This is a genomic window from Amycolatopsis sp. NPDC003676, assembly GCF_053587275.1.
Genome location: NZ_JBSFNS010000107.1, coordinates 13596 through 29172 on the forward strand (window position 1 = coordinate 13596; position 15577 = coordinate 29172).

16 protein-coding genes are annotated in these 15577 nt (G+C 71.3%); 6 read left to right on the forward strand and 10 right to left on the reverse strand.

Translation table 11 applies throughout. The features are described 5' to 3' along the window. Nucleotides 1-7: 7 nt before the first annotated feature. From ACWDNU_RS37050 to ACWDNU_RS37095, 10 genes are all read right to left on the reverse strand, one after another. Entirely contained in the window at nt 8-814 is an 807-nt protein-coding gene (locus ACWDNU_RS37050) for a universal stress protein (RefSeq protein WP_449672291.1), read from the reverse strand. A 334-nt stretch (nt 815-1148) separates the two neighbouring features. After that, nucleotides 1149-1820 (reverse strand): CBS domain-containing protein, encoded by a 672-nt coding sequence (locus ACWDNU_RS37055; RefSeq protein WP_449672292.1) that lies wholly within the window; start codon nt 1818-1820, stop codon nt 1149-1151. 10 nt (nt 1821-1830) lie between these two features. Beyond that, nucleotides 1831-2319, reverse strand: a complete 489-nt coding sequence (locus ACWDNU_RS37060) for a universal stress protein (RefSeq protein ID WP_370937925.1) — start codon at nt 2317-2319, stop codon at nt 1831-1833. Between the two features lie 59 nt (nt 2320-2378). Then, nucleotides 2379-2780: an Hsp20/alpha crystallin family protein gene (locus tag ACWDNU_RS37065; RefSeq protein WP_449672293.1), complete on the reverse strand. Its 402-nt coding sequence runs from the start codon at nt 2778-2780 to the stop codon at nt 2379-2381. A gap of 158 nt (nt 2781-2938) precedes the next feature. Then, on the reverse strand, nt 2939-3751 hold the full coding sequence (locus ACWDNU_RS37070) for a universal stress protein (RefSeq protein ID WP_370937927.1): 813 nt from the start codon (nt 3749-3751) through the stop codon (nt 2939-2941). Between the two features lie 709 nt (nt 3752-4460). Next, entirely contained in the window at nt 4461-5282 is an 822-nt protein-coding gene (locus tag ACWDNU_RS37075) for an IclR family transcriptional regulator (RefSeq protein ID WP_370937928.1), read from the reverse strand. Nucleotides 5283-6267: 985 nt separating this feature from the next. Next, entirely contained in the window at nt 6268-6990 is a 723-nt protein-coding gene (locus ACWDNU_RS37080; protein ID WP_449672294.1) for an HAD family hydrolase, read from the reverse strand. A 267-nt stretch (nt 6991-7257) separates the two neighbouring features. Continuing rightward, on the reverse strand, nt 7258-7920 hold the full coding sequence (locus ACWDNU_RS37085) for a hypothetical protein (RefSeq protein ID WP_449672295.1): 663 nt from the start codon (nt 7918-7920) through the stop codon (nt 7258-7260). Nucleotides 7921-7966: 46 nt separating this feature from the next. Beyond that, nucleotides 7967-8350 carry a hypothetical protein gene (locus tag ACWDNU_RS37090; protein WP_449672296.1) on the reverse strand — a complete coding sequence of 128 codons (384 nt, stop codon included), beginning with the start codon at nt 8348-8350 and terminating at the stop codon, nt 7967-7969. Nucleotides 8351-8477: 127 nt separating this feature from the next. Then, on the reverse strand, nt 8478-9089 hold the full coding sequence (locus ACWDNU_RS37095; protein ID WP_449672297.1) for a TetR/AcrR family transcriptional regulator: 612 nt from the start codon (nt 9087-9089) through the stop codon (nt 8478-8480). 39 nt (nt 9090-9128) lie between these two features. Here ACWDNU_RS37095 and ACWDNU_RS37100 point away from each other — a divergent pair, with 39 nt between their 5' ends. The 6 genes from ACWDNU_RS37100 to ACWDNU_RS37125 all read left to right on the forward strand — a co-directional run bounded on the left by ACWDNU_RS37100 (nt 9129) and on the right by ACWDNU_RS37125 (nt 15529). Then, nucleotides 9129-9962: an aldo/keto reductase gene (locus tag ACWDNU_RS37100; RefSeq protein WP_370937933.1), complete on the forward strand. Its 834-nt coding sequence runs from the start codon at nt 9129-9131 to the stop codon at nt 9960-9962. 2 nt (nt 9963-9964) lie between these two features. Next, complete coding sequence (locus ACWDNU_RS37105; RefSeq protein WP_449672298.1) at nt 9965-10288, forward strand: DMT family transporter; 324 nt, start codon at nt 9965-9967, stop codon at nt 10286-10288. 404 nt (nt 10289-10692) lie between these two features. Next, entirely contained in the window at nt 10693-11544 is an 852-nt protein-coding gene (locus ACWDNU_RS37110; RefSeq protein ID WP_370937935.1) for a geranyl diphosphate 2-C-methyltransferase, read from the forward strand. A gap of 14 nt (nt 11545-11558) precedes the next feature. Beyond that, nucleotides 11559-12671, forward strand: a complete 1113-nt coding sequence (locus ACWDNU_RS37115; protein WP_449672299.1) for a family 2 encapsulin nanocompartment cargo protein terpene cyclase — start codon at nt 11559-11561, stop codon at nt 12669-12671. Between the two features lie 51 nt (nt 12672-12722). Next, nucleotides 12723-14138, forward strand: a complete 1416-nt coding sequence (locus tag ACWDNU_RS37120; protein ID WP_370937937.1) for a family 2B encapsulin nanocompartment shell protein — start codon at nt 12723-12725, stop codon at nt 14136-14138. Beyond that, nucleotides 14135-15529 carry a family 2B encapsulin nanocompartment shell protein gene (locus ACWDNU_RS37125; RefSeq protein WP_449672300.1) on the forward strand — a complete coding sequence of 465 codons (1395 nt, stop codon included), beginning with the start codon at nt 14135-14137 and terminating at the stop codon, nt 15527-15529. The genes ACWDNU_RS37120 and ACWDNU_RS37125 overlap by 4 nt, the downstream gene beginning before the upstream one ends. The last annotated feature ends 48 nt before the right edge of the window (nt 15530-15577 follow it).

Genomic DNA, 15577 nt, shown 5'->3' on the forward strand with positions numbered 1-15577 from the left:
CCTCTCCTCACCGCAACGCCCCGCGGACGACCGCGACCGGGCACGCCGCGTGCGCGAGCAGCCGGTTCCCGGTCGACCCGAGCAACCCGCCGGTCACGGGACCCCGGCCACGGCTGCCGATCACGAGCAATTGCGCGCCCTCGACCGCCAGCAGCGCCCGCCCCGGCGAACGCTCCCGCACCGCCCGGATCCGCACCGCGACCTCCGGGTACTTGTCCGTCCACGCGGCGGTGCACTCCCGCAGCGCGCGGTCCTCCGCCGCGGCCCGGCCGGGCCCGCCGGAACGCCAGGCGTGCACCGCGACGAGCGGCGCCTGCCGGTTCGCGGCGGCCTCGAAGGCGAACTCCCCGACGCGTTCGTCGGTGTCCACTCCGACCACGACCGCCCCGCCCGGTGCCGCGCGCCCGCGCACGACGACCGCCGGGCAATGCGTGCTCGCCGCCGCCCGCAACGCGACCGAGCCGATCGCCGCCCCGCGCGACCCGCCGAGCCCGTGCGAACCGAGCACCACCAGCGACACCGAACGCGACCTCTCGACAAGCAGGTCCACCGCCAACCCGGCCCGCAGGACCGGCTGGGTCGCCACTTCTGGAGCCGTCTCCTGCGCGACTTGCGCGGCACGGCTCAGCCATCGGTGCGCGCGGGCGAACCGCTCGCGCGCTTCTTGCTCCGCGGCCGCGGTTCCCGCTTGGAACAGCTGCAGCTGGCAGTCGCGGCGCAGCGCTTCGGCAGCCGCCCAGCGGACCGCCGCGAGCGAGGCCTCCGACTCGTCGACCCCGACCAGCACCGCGCGGCCGGGCTTCTTCCGGGACACCGCCGCCTCCCCTTCCCGCCGCCTGTTCCGGCAATCCGGTCCACGGTGGCCCATCCGGGAGGAGCCCGTCAGGGGCCGAAGTCCCTTCCCGCAGGGACGAAAGCGCATCTCCGGCGGAGCGGTCCGGGGGGGGTCTCCGCGCCGGGGACCGTTCCAGGGCGGATCGCTTCCGGCGGCCACGCGACGACGGCGGGACCGGGCTTATTCCACTGTGGACAGTTCGCCGCGCCTCGACGGACTGACTCAGCCGCGGATCGCTGCCAGGAACGGGAAACGGCCACCGTCCGCAGAGGACAGTGGCCGCTCTTCCCGTCGGGCGACGGGGAACGGGGGGTCACCCGGGCACACCTCCCGCGGCCGGTTCGTCGGCCAGGACGATCCGGGCGTCCACTCCCACTCGCAAATGCTCCTTCACCGCCACCACGCCGTCCACGCGGCCGACGAGCGCCAGCATCACCGGGATCACCGGGACGATGCTGCGGCGCTCGACCGTGCCGGTGAGCCACACGACGCCGTCGCGCACCGCGATGTCCAATGACGCCGGATCGACGCACAGCTCGCGGTCCAGGACCTCGTCGCGCACCTCGTCTCGGATCTCGTCGTCCGGCCGCAGGAAAACCCGTCCGAGGTCGCCGTGCGAGACGATCCCGGCCAGCCGGTGGCCGGCGCCGAGCACGGGCAGGCGGCGCACCCGGTTGGCGTTCATCCGCCGGACCGCGCACACGACGTCGTCGTCCACTCCGACGGTCACCGGCGGCGTCGACATCGCCTCGGCCACCGCACCGGCCTTGCGCCAGCCGAGGCGTCCGAAGCAGCGGCCGGGACGCCTCCTCGCCAAATCGCCGCGCGTGACGACGCCGAGAACCCGGCCGTCTTCGCCGACCACCGGCGCGCCGCGCACGCCCCGCCGCTCCAGCACGGCGACGGCGGCTTCGACCGGCAGGTGCGGCTCGACCACGGCGACGTCGGCCGTCATCACCGCGCGGATCTGGCGGGTTCTCTTCATCTCGGGCTCCTCACAGCAAGGGATCGGGGCGAGCGGCCGGCAGCGGCCCGCGTTCTCCGGCCGTGCGGGCCGGGACGATGACCACCGGGCAGTGCGCCTGCCGCAGGCAGTACTCGGAAACCGAGCCGACCAGCAGGTGCACCACCCGGCTGTGCCCGTGGCTGCCCAGCACCAGCATCGCCGCGCCCGCGGAAGCGCGGACCAGCGCCGGGCCGGGCGCCCCGTCGATCGCGCCGGTCCGCACCCCGGCCAGGTCCGCGCCGGGGCGGGCCCTGGCGACTGCCGCGTCCAGTTCGTGCCGGTACCGGGACGCGATCTCCTCGTACGAACGCGCGACCGCCGACTCCAGGTCGGCGAGCGGGTCGAAGGTCCAGGCGCGCAGCACCGCGACCGTCCGGCCGCTCGCCGCCGCCTCGGACAGCGCCCACCGCACCGCGGCGGCACTGCCCGCCGAGCCGTCCGCGCCGACGACGATCTCGCGTTCGTTCGCGGCGGTCATGGTTCGCTCCTCACGTCCGGCCGGCACCCTGACCGTCCACAGTGGACCAAGCGGTCGCCCTACTCGACCTCGATCTTGATCCGGTTCTCGTGCGGCTGCCCGGCCAGCGGCATGGAGATCTCGAGGATGCCGTCGGTGTAGCGCGCGGTCACCTCGGCCGTCACCGCCCCCGCGGGCAGGTGGACCGTGCGGCTGAACCTGCCGTAGGAGAATTCGCTGCGGCCGTCGAGGTGCTTGCGCTCCTCGCGGTCCGCCTCGACGGTCAGCATGCCGTCGTGCGTCGTCACGGAAATGTGCTTCTCCGGGTCGAACCCCGGCAGTTCGGCACGGACGGTGTAGGTCCCGCCGTCGGTGGACTCCTCGATGCGCACCGGGTTGTGGTCGGCGAACGGCCACGGCCGGTCGAGCCAGGCGGCGATGTTCGGCAGCGCCATCCGGGAACCGGGCAACAGTGACGTCATTGCGCACTCCTCTCTCGGGAACGGTGTCGCCCCTTCAGGAAACCGCGTCCGCCCGCCGCCGCGACGCTGCCGGACTGCCCGAAGCCGGAGGCCGAAAGTCACAGACCGGGCGGGCCCGTGCCCCCGGCCCCCGGGCGTCTGTCCACAGCGGACTCGGCTCAGCGGGCCACCGCGACCGGGCACGCCGCGTGCGCCAGCAGCCAATACCCCGTCGAACCGAGCAGCCCGCCCGCCACCGGGCCGCGCGCCCTGGCCCCCGCGACGATCAGCTGCGCACCGGCGGAAATCCCGGACAGCGCCCGCGCCGCCGAACGGACCCGCACCACATGCACGCGCACCGGCACGACCGGATGCTTGCGAGACCACGCGGCCACCTGCTCCCGCAATCCGGCTTCCCGGCCGGGGCGGCCGTCGTGCCACGCGTGCACCGCCTCGAGCCCGGCGCCGCGCGAAACGGCGGCGTCGAAGGCGAAAGCGAGTGCGCGTTCGCCGCCGTCGGAATCGTCGAGGCCGACCACCACCGGGCCGTTCACCACCGCGCTGCCCCGGATCACCACGACCGGACAGCGCGCGGACGCGGCCGCCCGCAGCGCCACCGACCCGATCGCGCCGCCGCGCGCCCCGCCGAGCCCGTGCGCGCCCAGCACGAGCAGCCCGGCCTCGTCCGACAGCGCGGCGAGCAGTTCGGCCGCGGTCCCGAGCCGGACGCACATCCGCACCGGGACCGCGGGCGCGGCCTGGCGGGCGGTTTCCGCCGCCTGGCGCAGCAACCGGCGCGCGGGCTCCATCAGGAGTTCGGCGTCGCCGGGCGGTTTCCCATGCGGCAGGAGGTCCGGGTCGTCGCACAACTCGGCGTGGAACACCACGAGCCCGGTCCCGCGCCGCCCGGCCTCGACCGCCGCCCAGCGGACCGCCGCGAGCGCGGCCGTGGACCCGTCCACGCCGACGACCACCGGCCGGCTCACCGCCATCGCTCCCGGTTCTCCTTGCCCGCACATCGTTCTCTCGCTCGCCGGCAGAGCGCGGCGCCGTGCTTGCCGCGCTCGGCGGGCCGGCTGCGGGCAGCCCCCGATGCGGGGGCCTTCCGCTCCTCGTCCATCACATGCCTCCTCCGGCGGGTCACCGACAATCCAGCGGCCGACGCTAGGCCGCCGCGCCCCGGCCCCACTGCGGGAGGACGTCCGCGACGCGGGAGTCTTTGGTCCCAGAGCGAAAGGCGCTGCGGCCCTTCGCACGGGTTCGGCGAGCAGGTTCCGGCTCCGCCCGCTGGCACGTCCTGCGCCGATCAGGGGAAGGGCGGCCGGAAACCCTTCCGGTGCACCGGGATCTCGCCGGTTGCCCCGCCGTCCAGCGGACAGGCCGACGGCTCGGGCGAGGGCACGGATTGCGCCGATCAGCCGACCTGGAACCGAAAACTCATGCGGTGCCGCATGACCGCCCCGTGTGGCGAGCGACCACTCGGCGCAGCCCCGCGAAACTACGCCGTCTCGCCCCGTCCTCCAGCAGACATCCCAACGCCTTGCGCGACGACACAGCCCGAACCCGCCAGAAGCAGCTCGCCGAAAAACCGCGCGGCACAGCGGCAACGCCCCACCGTCACCGACCGCTCAACGCACGCCCGGAAAGTTGCGCCGTCTCCCCCACGGCATTCCGCCTTCCGGACGTCCTCAGCCCCCGAGGCTATTCCACCGGACGGCCGGATTTCGCGCTCCGCCAATCGGCCGCCACGGTTTCGCGGAGGATGCGCTGCGCCGTCATCCGGGTCGCCTGCAGCGAGGAATGCGCTTCCCGGGAATTGAACACCCGGCGCGGGGCCGCCACGCTCAGCGCGGCCACCGCCGTCCCGGTCACGTTGAAGACCGGGACCGCGGCCGCGATCAGCGCGCCGGGGACGCGCGGGTTGAACGACACCTCGCGCCGCCGGATCTCGCGCAGTTCCGTGCTCAGCCACGCCGGGAGACCGCCGCCGTTCTCGTCCTCGCCGCGGTAGCCCGCGAACACGGCGAACCGCGCGGCGAGACCCGGGTCGAACGCCATCAGCACCCGTCCGGCCGCGCTTCCCGCCAGCTGCGAATCGTTTTCGATGCGCTCGGCCAGCGAACAGTAGCCGCTGCTGTAGATCAGGTGCACGAAATCGACGACATTGCCGCTGGCCACGCCGAGGCCGACGACGTATCCGGTCCGCCAGTGAATGTCGATCAGGGACGGGAGAATGCCTCGGCGAAGACGCTGCAGTTCCTGCGTGGAACCGGGTCTCGCGAGCCGGCACACCGCTTCCCCGTGCCGGTAATGGTATCCGGCCCGCACGACCATTCCGTATCCCTGCATCTCGGCCAGCAGCCGGTGCACCGTGCTTTTCGGCAGCCGGGTCGACCGCGATATCTCGCTCAGCGTTTCGATCCCGCCCGAATCGCGAATAGCGCTCAGTATCGAAAGCGCGCGCGGAATCGGCCTGCTCGGCACCACGCTCGTACCGGCCCAACGCCCGTTGTCGTCGCTCATAGTCACGACCGAAACCTCCACCGATTCCACCAGTCCTCGTGCGCACGCGCCGTCCGGCGATCACCGGGCCCGCCGGGAGCCCCGCTCCCGCGCGCGGCCGCCGTCCCGGCTCCGCCGCGCGACCGCTGCCCTCCGCGGTCCCGACGCCCTCCGCCGCTCGCGGGCGGCGCCGCGCCTCGGCGCCGCCCGATTCGTCCGCCACCGGCGTCTTTCCCGTCGCGATCCTGTTCTCGCACCGGACGCCCTGAGCCTTCATGCTTGCCCAGGAGCACGTCCGGCACAACCGGACGCACCCGTTCACTGAAACAGATCGCCCCAGTGGCGCAACGGGTTGGCCTGCTCGCCTCGCCGGACGACCAGCGCGTCCCCCGAACCGGGCCCGAACGGTCACGCTGCGTCGCCATAACGCATCCGCCCGCCGCCGTGTTCGCGGACCGTGACAATCGCGCGTCCCCTCGCTTTTCGTCCGGGGAAGAACCTGGCGGAAATCCGGCGAACAATCGACCGGGCCCGAGAATATTCCGGGCGCTTTCGCGTTTCCGCCGGGCATGCCGGGGTTTCGGGCAGCGTCGCCGCCGCTTCCGTCCCGGCGCCCCGCGATCGGCGGGCGAATCCGGCTCCGAAGCCGCTGGCGACCGGGCCGGCCACGACGGCGGGGGTTGGTGCCGTTCGTGCCGGCCGCGGGAGAACCGGCGGAATCCGTTTCCGGCGGCCGCCGCCCCTCCGCCGGAAGACGATACCAGCACTCAATAGACGGCGAGCGACCAAACGGGGACGCAGAGCAATGTTCCAGCACTCGGGACAGGGCCTTGACTTTCCGGCGACGAACCGAGCGGCACCGGGACGGCGGCCGGCGGAAGCGACTCGGGGATTCGCGCCCGCGCTACGTCATCCAGCGAGATCACGTTGTCCCGCAACCAGATCCGCTCGCCGAACACGAATCCGCTCACGAATGTGCAGCGGGCACGCCGTCCTGCCGACCCGATCACGCAGCCTCTTCGCCCGCGACCACTCGCTCGCAGACCCGCAGGATCGTGCGCCGGTCGACCACGTGCCAGGGTTTTCCGGCCGAAAGCCGCCGAAGCTCCGCGTCCGGCTCGAAGGCCACGGCCTTGCCCACGGACGGGAACATCTCCGCGTCCGAGGCGGAATTCCCGATCGCGAGGAAGTTTTCCGCGGCGCACCCGGCCGCTTCGGCGAGGCAGCGCACGAACGCGAGCTTGCCCCCGGCCGCGCCGGGCGCGGACAGGAGCCGCCCGGTGAACCGGCCGTCGGCCACTTCCACGACGGCGCCGGGCCCGCCGGACAGCCGGAGGTCGATCGCCGCCTCCTGCACCGGGAAATCGTGGTTCCCCGACAGCAGATGGATCCGGTATCCGCTCGCCCGCAGCAGCGAAAGCAGTTCCGGAACAAAGGCAAACAGTTTCCCCCGGCTCGCCCGCCAGGTTTTCTCCGCCGCGAACCGGGCCTGCGCGACCGACGCGCCTTTCATCGCGAGCGCGTACAGCCGGTAGATCTCGTCCATCAGCCCGGGCGGCGCTTTCTCCTCGGCGGCCATCTGGTCGATCGCTTCCAGGCAGGACAGCCCCGCTTGCCGGTCGCAGGTGCCGTCGTCGATCAGGACCCGCAGATAATGCCTCGAAGTGTGCCCGGGAAGAAGAGTTCCGTCCAAGTCCAGAATGGCGTATTTCGTCGCGCAGCAGTTCATGAGTCACCCTGATCCGTCGCATCCACGAAAACGGCCCTTCGGTGCGCGCTTTCCGCGATTTTCCGGGCTGACAGTACATCGGCGCGGGTCCGGGACCGGCGGCTTGTTCCATGCCCCGGGACACCGCTGTCCCGGCCCGGAAACGGGGGAATAATCGGAAAACTTTCCGAGAGCCGGTGGCCGGAGCACGGATTCGACCGCGTGGGCTGATCCGCCCGCGGGCGGTCCCGGCGCGGGCGGTCAGGCCGAGTTTGTTCAGCAGCCGAGTTACTTGCGGGCTCCGCGACCGCGCGCGACGGGCAGCGGCTTCCGGAATCCCAGCCACGCGCTCCACCCGAACAATCCGGCCAGCAACGCCGCCGACGCACCCAGCAGCGTCAGGTCGACCGGCAGCGCCTCCGGGTCCAGTTCGTCCGTGCGATGGGTCGCGACGATGCCCGCCCGGTCCTCGACCACGTCGACCGTCTCGCCGGGTTTCATCCGCGACTTCACCGAGAGGTCTTCGGACAGCAGCGTGCCGTCCGGGCGGTTGACCCTCGCGCTGCAGGCGGTGCCGCCCTTGACGTGGTGGCATTCCGACGACACCGCGAGCGCGCTGTACCGGTCGCCGTTCGCGGCCAGGTAGCCGACCGCCGTCACGCCGACGCAGACCAGATAGAACGCGGTCAGCAGGAAGCCGCCGACGAGGAACCAGCCGCGTCCGGAGAACATGAACACCGCCGACGTCGCCAGCGCGGCGAGCAGGAGCCCGATGAGCAAGCCCGCCGCGGACGCCACCGAGCTGGCGCTGACGAACCCCACTGCCGCCGCGCCGCCGACCGCCAGCACCACGAGCCAGCACAACCCGGCACGCAGAGCGATGACCCGACCGCTCGCCGGAGTCGTTTTCCGGGCGGAATCCCTTGCCACAGCGGGCTTTCTGGTGGACACGCCGGAATGATGACACGGCGGGCGCGCCGCCGGGCGCGATTACGGATTACCGGCGAGCGTGCTGTCCCTCGACCGGTGCCCGGAAGAACGACCGCACCGGCACCAGCAACCCCGCCAGCGACAACGCGACGAACAGGATCTGGTGCACGTGATCAGTGCCCGGCGGCAGCCGGAAGATCAGGTGTGCGAGCCAGAACACCGGGTAGAACCACAGCGCGAACCACGCCCATCGCTCGCCCGCGCGGAACGGGATCACCGCGGTCAGCCCGCCGAACAGCCCGAGCCCGGCGGTGGCTAGCGCGTCGGTGCGGTAGAGCAGCGAATCCCCGGCGGGAGGCGCGATGGCGACCACGATCCCGAACCCGAGGATCCCCGCGCTGACCGCCGCGAGGCAGATCCAGCCGATCCGCATCGGCGTGCGCCCGTCCATCCGGCGAATTTACTCCGCTTCCGCCGGTTCCGGGGTGTCCGGCCGCGTCCTTTCCGGACGGACACGAGGCCGTCGCTCCGCATTGACCCGCCCAGCCTGGCCCGTTCAATCACCCTCGGCGCGAAACTCACTCCGACGGCAACACGCAAGCCAGCCGACGCAGCGCCTTCTTCACCGCCGCGACCGACATTCCCCGCTCATGCCGTTGGTTCTGGTACAGATCGGGCGCCAGCGGAGCCAGCAGCACGTCCGGCAGCGCCTCGTCCCGCAGCCCCGCCTCCCGCACCTGCGCCGCCACGAAAACCCGCCAGAACCCGTACGCCCCGGTCCGATACCGCCGCGCCCCGGTCTCCGCGCCCAGCGCCAACGGCAAATGCCGCTCGAGCAAATCGATCATCGCGTCGTAAAACGCCACCAGTCGTTCCCGGGGAGCAGCGCCCGGCCCGAGCGGCGGCGGTCCGGACAGCATCGCCTCCTGCAATCGGCGCTCGTGCTCGTCCAGCAGCGCGACGGCCACCGCGGCGACGCTGTCGTAGCGGCGATAGAGCGTGCCGCGGCCGACCCCCGCCGCCGTCGCCAGGTCGCCCATCGTGATGTCCGGGCCTTTCGCGGCGAACAGGTCCTCGGCCGCGGCGAGGATCCGCTGCCGGTTCGCCGCGGCGTCCGCGCGCTCGCTGACTTGCTTGCTGTTCACCCCGTCACTGTATCTGGACAGCGTGTCCGGATCGAGTACAGTCATAAGTGGACACAGTGTCCACATGAGAGATGGGGGCAAACCATGCACTCGTTCACGCTCGCCGGCCGCACCGTCGGCCGGATCGGCTACGGGACCATGCAGCTCGCGGGGCCGAAGGCAATGGGCGAACCGGCCGACCCGGAGCGCGCCAAGGCGGCCGTCCGCGCGGCCGTCGAGGCGGGGATCCGGCTGATCGACACATCCGGCTACTACGGACCCGAGGTCGCCAACCGCCTCCTCGCCGAGGCGCTTCGGCCCTATCCGGCCGACCTGCTCATCGCCACCAAGGTCGGTGCGCGCCGCAGTCCCGACGGCGGTTTCGTCGCCGACGCCACGCCGGAAGCGGTCAAAGCGGCCGTCCGGGACAACCTCAGGCAGCTCGGCGTCGAGCGGCTTCCGTTGGTGCACGCCAGGTTCATGCCCGACAGCACGGTGCCGTGGGCGGACACCGTCGGCGCGCTCGCCGAACTCCGCGACGAGGGCCTGCTCGAACACGTCGGCGTCTCGAACGTCACCCTCGAACTGCTCGACCAGGCGCGCTCGGTCACGCCGATCGCGTCCGTGGAGAACGAGTACCACGTCGGACACTCCGGCGGCCGGGACGTTCTCGACGCCACTACTGCGGCCGGCATCCCGTATCTGGCGTTCCGTCCGCTCGGCAACGGAGCGTTGGCCAAGGAAACTTCGCCCTTGGCCAAGCACGCCCAGCAGCTTGGCGTTTCGGCGGCGACGCTCGCCCTCGCCTGGCTCCTGGACCTCGCGCCCAACGTCGCCGTCATCCCGGGCACGAGCGACCCGGACCATCTCGCCGACCTCGTCGCCGCCCGGGAACTCGCCCTGCCGTCCGACGTCCGCGCAGCGCTCGACGAGGACTGACGATGGGCTGGATCGCCGTGTTCGCGGCCGGGCTGCTCGAAATCGCCTGGGCGCACAGCATTCGCCTCACCGACGGCTTCACCAAACTCGTGCCGACGCTCGTCTGCGGCGCGCTCACCGTCCTCGTGCTGTACGTGCTGAACGTCGGCATGAAGACGGTCCCGGTCGGGACGGCGTACGCGGTGTTCGTCGGGATCGGCGCCGTCGGCACGGCTGTCGTCGGGATCTTCTGGCTCCGCGAACCCGTCAGCCTCCCGCGGATCCTCGCGCTCGCGCTGATCCTCGGCGGGGTCGTCCTCCTCCAGCTGACCTCCCGGACCGCGTGAGCGCCGAGCCGGTCCCGGCGCCGTCACGCCCGGGACCGGCGAGGCCCCCGGAGTTCCGGCGCCCGGAACCGCTTAGGCCCATCGGGCGTCACCCGTCCGCCAGGATCGCCCACAGGCTGTTGCCCGCCGTCATCCTCCCGTGTGCGCGGCGGCATCGTTCGTGCCCCGGCGACCGGCGCGCGAACACCTCGCGGGAGTGGCTTCCTAGGCCAGAAGAGGCACGCGAAACGACTCGCGCCAGCCCGCGAGTGAATTCCCGCGAATCGTCTTGTCCGGGCAAAAGAATCCTCGCTAGCCTCGGACCGCAGAGGGAGAAATGCCGACCGCCCCGCGCCAGCCGGGAGCGGGACGGCACAGTTCATCGCGCGCCGACCGGAAATCGCGGTCCGAAAAGGGAGTACATGATGACGTCTGTTGCCCGTCCGGTTGCCCGCACCGCGTATCAGCAGTCGGTCGCCGACTACTGGAACGCCGAAAAGGATCCGGTGAACCTGCGCCTCGGCGACGTCGACGGGCTTTACCACCACCATTACGGAATCGGCGACTACGACCCGTCCGTCCTGGACGGACGCGGGGAAGAGCGGGACAAGGCGATCATCGCCGAAATGCACCGGCTGGAGACCGCGCAGTCGCAGTTCCTGTTGCAGCACTTGGGAGACATCGACCCCACGGCACGGCTGCTGGACGCCGGCTGCGGGCGCGGCGGCACCAGCGTGCAGGCGCACCAGCGGTTCGGCTGCCGGGTGGACGGCATCTCCATTTCCGAGCAGCAGGTCGAATTCGCCAATGAACAGGCCCGGTTGCGCGGAATTGACGGAGCGGTGCGCTATCACCTCCGGAACATGCTCGACACCGGATTCGAAAGCGGCGATTTCGCCGGGATCTGGAACAACGAAAGCACCATGTACGTCGATCTGCACGAGCTCTTCGCCGAACACGCGCGGCAGCTCGCGCCCGGCGGCCGATTCGTCACCATCACCGGCTGCTACAACGACCTGACCGGCGGGCGTTCGCGCGCGGTGAGCCAGATCGACCAGCATTACATCTGCAATATCCACGCCCGCGGCGACTATTTCAAAGCACTGACCGACAGCGGTTTCGTCCCGATCAACGTCGTGGACCTCACCGAGGCGACGATCCCGTACTGGGAGCTGCGCGAGCAGTCGTCCGTCGCGACCGGCATCGAGGGGCCGTTCCTGACCGCCTATCGCGAGGGCAGCTTCCACTACCTGCTCATCGCCGCCGACCGCGTCTGACCGGGCGGGACGGCATGTCCGGAATCGCAGCGGTCCGTCCGGACCTCGCGTTCGCCGCGGGCCCGCTCGGCCTGGGCACCTCGGCGGCCCGGATCGCGGAGCAGTTCGCCCCGCGCTCCGCGCCGCCGCCCGGCCAGGACCCGGCGTACGCGGAACGGGAATGGGGCGACGGCAGCGCGTCGCCGCTGTACTGCCCGGTCGTGAAGCGGGTGGACGAGCCGCTCGCCGAGGAGGTCGACCGGCGGCTCGTCGCGTGGGCGGCGGACTGCGGGTTCGAGGGCGAGGGACTGGACCAGATCGCGCGGGCCACGCTCGGCAGGCTGGTGATGCTGGCCCACCCCGATTCCTCCGATCCCGACCGCCTTTTGATCGCCGCGCAGCTCAACGCGGTGTGGTGGGCGGCCGACGACTACTACGCCGACGACAGTTCCCTCGGCGCCTCGCCGACCGAGCTTCCGCCGCGGCTGGCGCTGGTCATGGCCGCGATGGACCCGGTCGCGCCCGCGGGCGAGTTCTCCGAGCCGCTGGAGGAGGCGCTGCGGGCCGATCCGATCCGGGTCGGGTTCCATTCCGCGGTCGACCATCTCGGCAGGCACGGTTCGCCCGTGCTGGTCCAGCGGGTCTGCTACTCGACGTTCGCGATGTTCGTCAGCTGGGACGCCTACGCCGCGTGGCGCCACACCGGCCGCTATCCCCCGGCCTGGGAGTACCTGGCGGCCCGCCAGCACGACAGCTTCTACACCTCGATGACCCTCATCGACGCCGTCGGCGGGTACGAACTGCCCGCGCCGTTCTACTACGACCCGCGCGTGCGGGAGGCGATGATGCGCGCGGGCACCGCGACGGTCCTGGTCAACGACCTCCATTCGGTGGCGAAGGACGCCGCCGACGAGAACCCGGTCTGCAACATGGTGCTGCAGATCGCCGCCGACCGGAACTGCCCGGTCTCCGAGGCGGTCGAGACCACGGTCGCGCTGCACAACAAGCTCGTGCGCGAGTTCGAGGAGGGGCACCGGGCCCTGCTCTCGATCCCGTCGCCGGAACTGCAGCGCTTCCTCGCCGGCGTCCGCGACTGGATGGGCGGCGGCTTCGAATGGCACGCCACGAATCCTCGCTACGGCTCCTGACCTCAGAACTCCCGATACCGGGCAACGTTCCCCAGACAAGGTGGTTTCGCTGTGACTGTCACCGATCCGGTCGACTCCGCGGACGTGGAAGACCGGGAACCCTTGAGCCTGGGCCGCGCGGCGGCGCGGCAACTGGCCACGACCACGAAGTCCGTTCCGCAGATGCAGGGCATCAGCTCGCGGTGGCTGCTGAAGGTGCTGCCGTGGGTCGAGGTGTCCGCGGGCACGTACCGCGTCAACCGGCGGCTCAGCTACACCGTCGGCGACGGCCGGGTCACGTTCGTGACCAGCGGCTCCGAGGTCCGCGTCATCCCGCCCGAGCTCGGGGAGCTCGCGCCGCTGCGCGGATTCGACGACGAAGCGGCTCTGGCCGAGCTGGCCGGGCGGTTCGAGCAGCGCGAATACCAGCCGGGCGACGTGCTCGCCGAATTCGGCAGCCGCGCCGACCAGGTGTTCCTCATCGCGCACGGCAAGATCACGAAGGCCGGCGTCGGCGCCTTCGGCGACCAGACCGTCCTCGGCACGCTGCTGGACGGCGGCTATTTCGGCGAGAACGTGCTCACCAGCTCGGACGGGATCTGGGAGTTCACCGCCAAGGCGGTCACCTCCGCGACCGTGCTGACGTTGTCGCGCCAGGAGTTCGAAGGCGTGCTGAACCGTTCGGAAACGCTGCGCGCGCATCTCGAAGCCTTCATCGCGGGCGGAGAGACGGCCCGCAACGAACACGGCGAAGCCGAGATCGCCCTGTCCGCGGGCCACGACGGCGAACCGCAGCTGCCGGGCACGTTCGTCGACTACGACACGTCGCCGCGCGAGTACGAGCTGAGCGTCGCGCAGACCGTGCTGCGGGTGCACAGCCGGGTCGCCGATCTCTACAGCGAGCCGATGAACCAGACCGAGCAGCAGTTGCGGCTCACCGTCGAGGCGCTGCGGGAGCGCCAAGAGCACGAACTGGTCAACAACGCCGACTTCGGCCTGCTGAACAACGCCGACTTCGACCAGCGGGTGCCCACCCGCACCGGCCCGCCGACGCCGGACGACTTCGACGAGCTGCTTTCGCTGGTGTGGAAGGACCCCAGCTTCTTCCTCGCGCACCCGAAGACGATCGCCGCGTTCGGCCGGGAATGCAGCAAGGCCGGGATCTACCCCGGCTCGGTCGACCTCGGCGGCAACCAGGTGCCCGCGTGGCGCGGCGTGCCGATCCTGCCGTGCAACAAGATCCCGGTCACCGAGACCCGCACCAGCTCGGTCCTGCTGATGCGGACCGGCGAGCAGGCCCAAGGCGTCGTCGGGCTGCACCAGACCGGCCTGCCGGACGAATACCAGCCGGGCCTCAACGTGCGGTTCATGGGCATCAGCGAGCAGGCCATCCTGTCCTACCTGGTCTCGGCCTACTATTCCGCCGCCGTCCTCGTTCCGGACGCGCTCGCCGTGCTGGAAGCCGCCGAAATCGGCCGGGAGGGCTGAGCCCGGTGCCGATCACGGAACAACAGGAGCAGCTCTCCCTCGGCGTCAAGGCGGCCCGCACCCTCGCCACGACCACCAAGTCGCTGCCGCAGATGCGCTCGATCACCCCGCGGTGGCTGCTGTCGCAGCTGCCGTGGGTCGAGGTGCCCGGCGGCAGCTACCGGGTCAACCGGCGGCTCACCTACACCGTCGGCGACGGCAAGGTGAGTTTCTTCCAGACCGGGGCGCAGGTGCAGGTCGTCCCGCTCGAGCTGACCGAGATCGAACTGCTGCGCGGGTTCGCCGACGAGACGGCGCTCGGCGCGCTGGCGGACGCGTTCGAACAGCGCGAGTACGAGGCGGGCAGCACGCTCGTCTCCGCCGGGGAGGCGCTAGACCAGCTCGTGCTGGTCGTGCACGGCAAGGTCACCCGGCACGGTTCAGGGGACTTCGGCGCGGAGGTTCTTCTGGGCACCGCCACCGACGGCGACCATTTCGGCGGCGAACTCCTCGCCAGGGACGACGCCGCCTGGGGTTTCACCGCGCGCGCCGCGACGAGGGTGGTCGCGCTGGTGCTGCCTGCCGGCTCGTACGCCCGGCTCAACGGCAGGCTCGACTCCCTGCGCGCGCACGTGGCGCAGGCCGTGTCCCGGCCGCGGAAACCGCAGAACCGCAAGGGGGAAGCGAGCATCGACCTGTCCGCCGGCCACGACGGCGAACCGGTCCTCGCCGGCACCTACGTCGACTACGAACCCTCGCCGCGGGAGTACGACCTCGCGGTGGCGCAGACGGTCCTGCGGGTGCACAACCGCGTCACCGATCTCTACAACGACCCGATGGACCAGTTCGAGCAGCAATTGCGGCTGACTGTGGAGGCATTGCGGGAAAGGCAGGAACACGAGCTGATCAACAACCCCGATTTCGGGCTGCTGCACAATGCCGACCTCAAATCCCGGATCACCACCCGCACCGGTCCGCCGACGCCGGGCGATCTGGACGAACTGCTCTGCCGCCGGCGCAAAACGCGGCTGTTCCTCGCGCATCCGAAGGCGATCGCCGCGATCGGGCGGGAATGCACGAGGGCCGGGGTTTATCCGGAGCCGGTCGTGGTGGACGGGAAACGCGTCACCGCGTGGCGCGGCGTGCCGATCCTGCCGTGCGACAAAATCCCGGTCAGCGAGGCGGGCACCACCTCGGTGCTCGCGATGCGCACCGGGGAGGACGACGCGGGCGTCATCGGATTGCGGCCGAAATCCCTCGCCGACGAATACCGGCCGGGATTGAACGTGCGGTTCATGCACATCAACGACCGCGCGGTGTCGTCCTATTTGGTCAGTGCTTATCACTCCGTCGCGGTCCTCGTGCCGGACGCGCTGGGGGTTCTCGACGACGTCGAGGTCGCCCGGGGTTGAGCGCCGGTGTGCCGCGTCGATGCTCGCCGGAAGCCGTGCGCTTTCGGC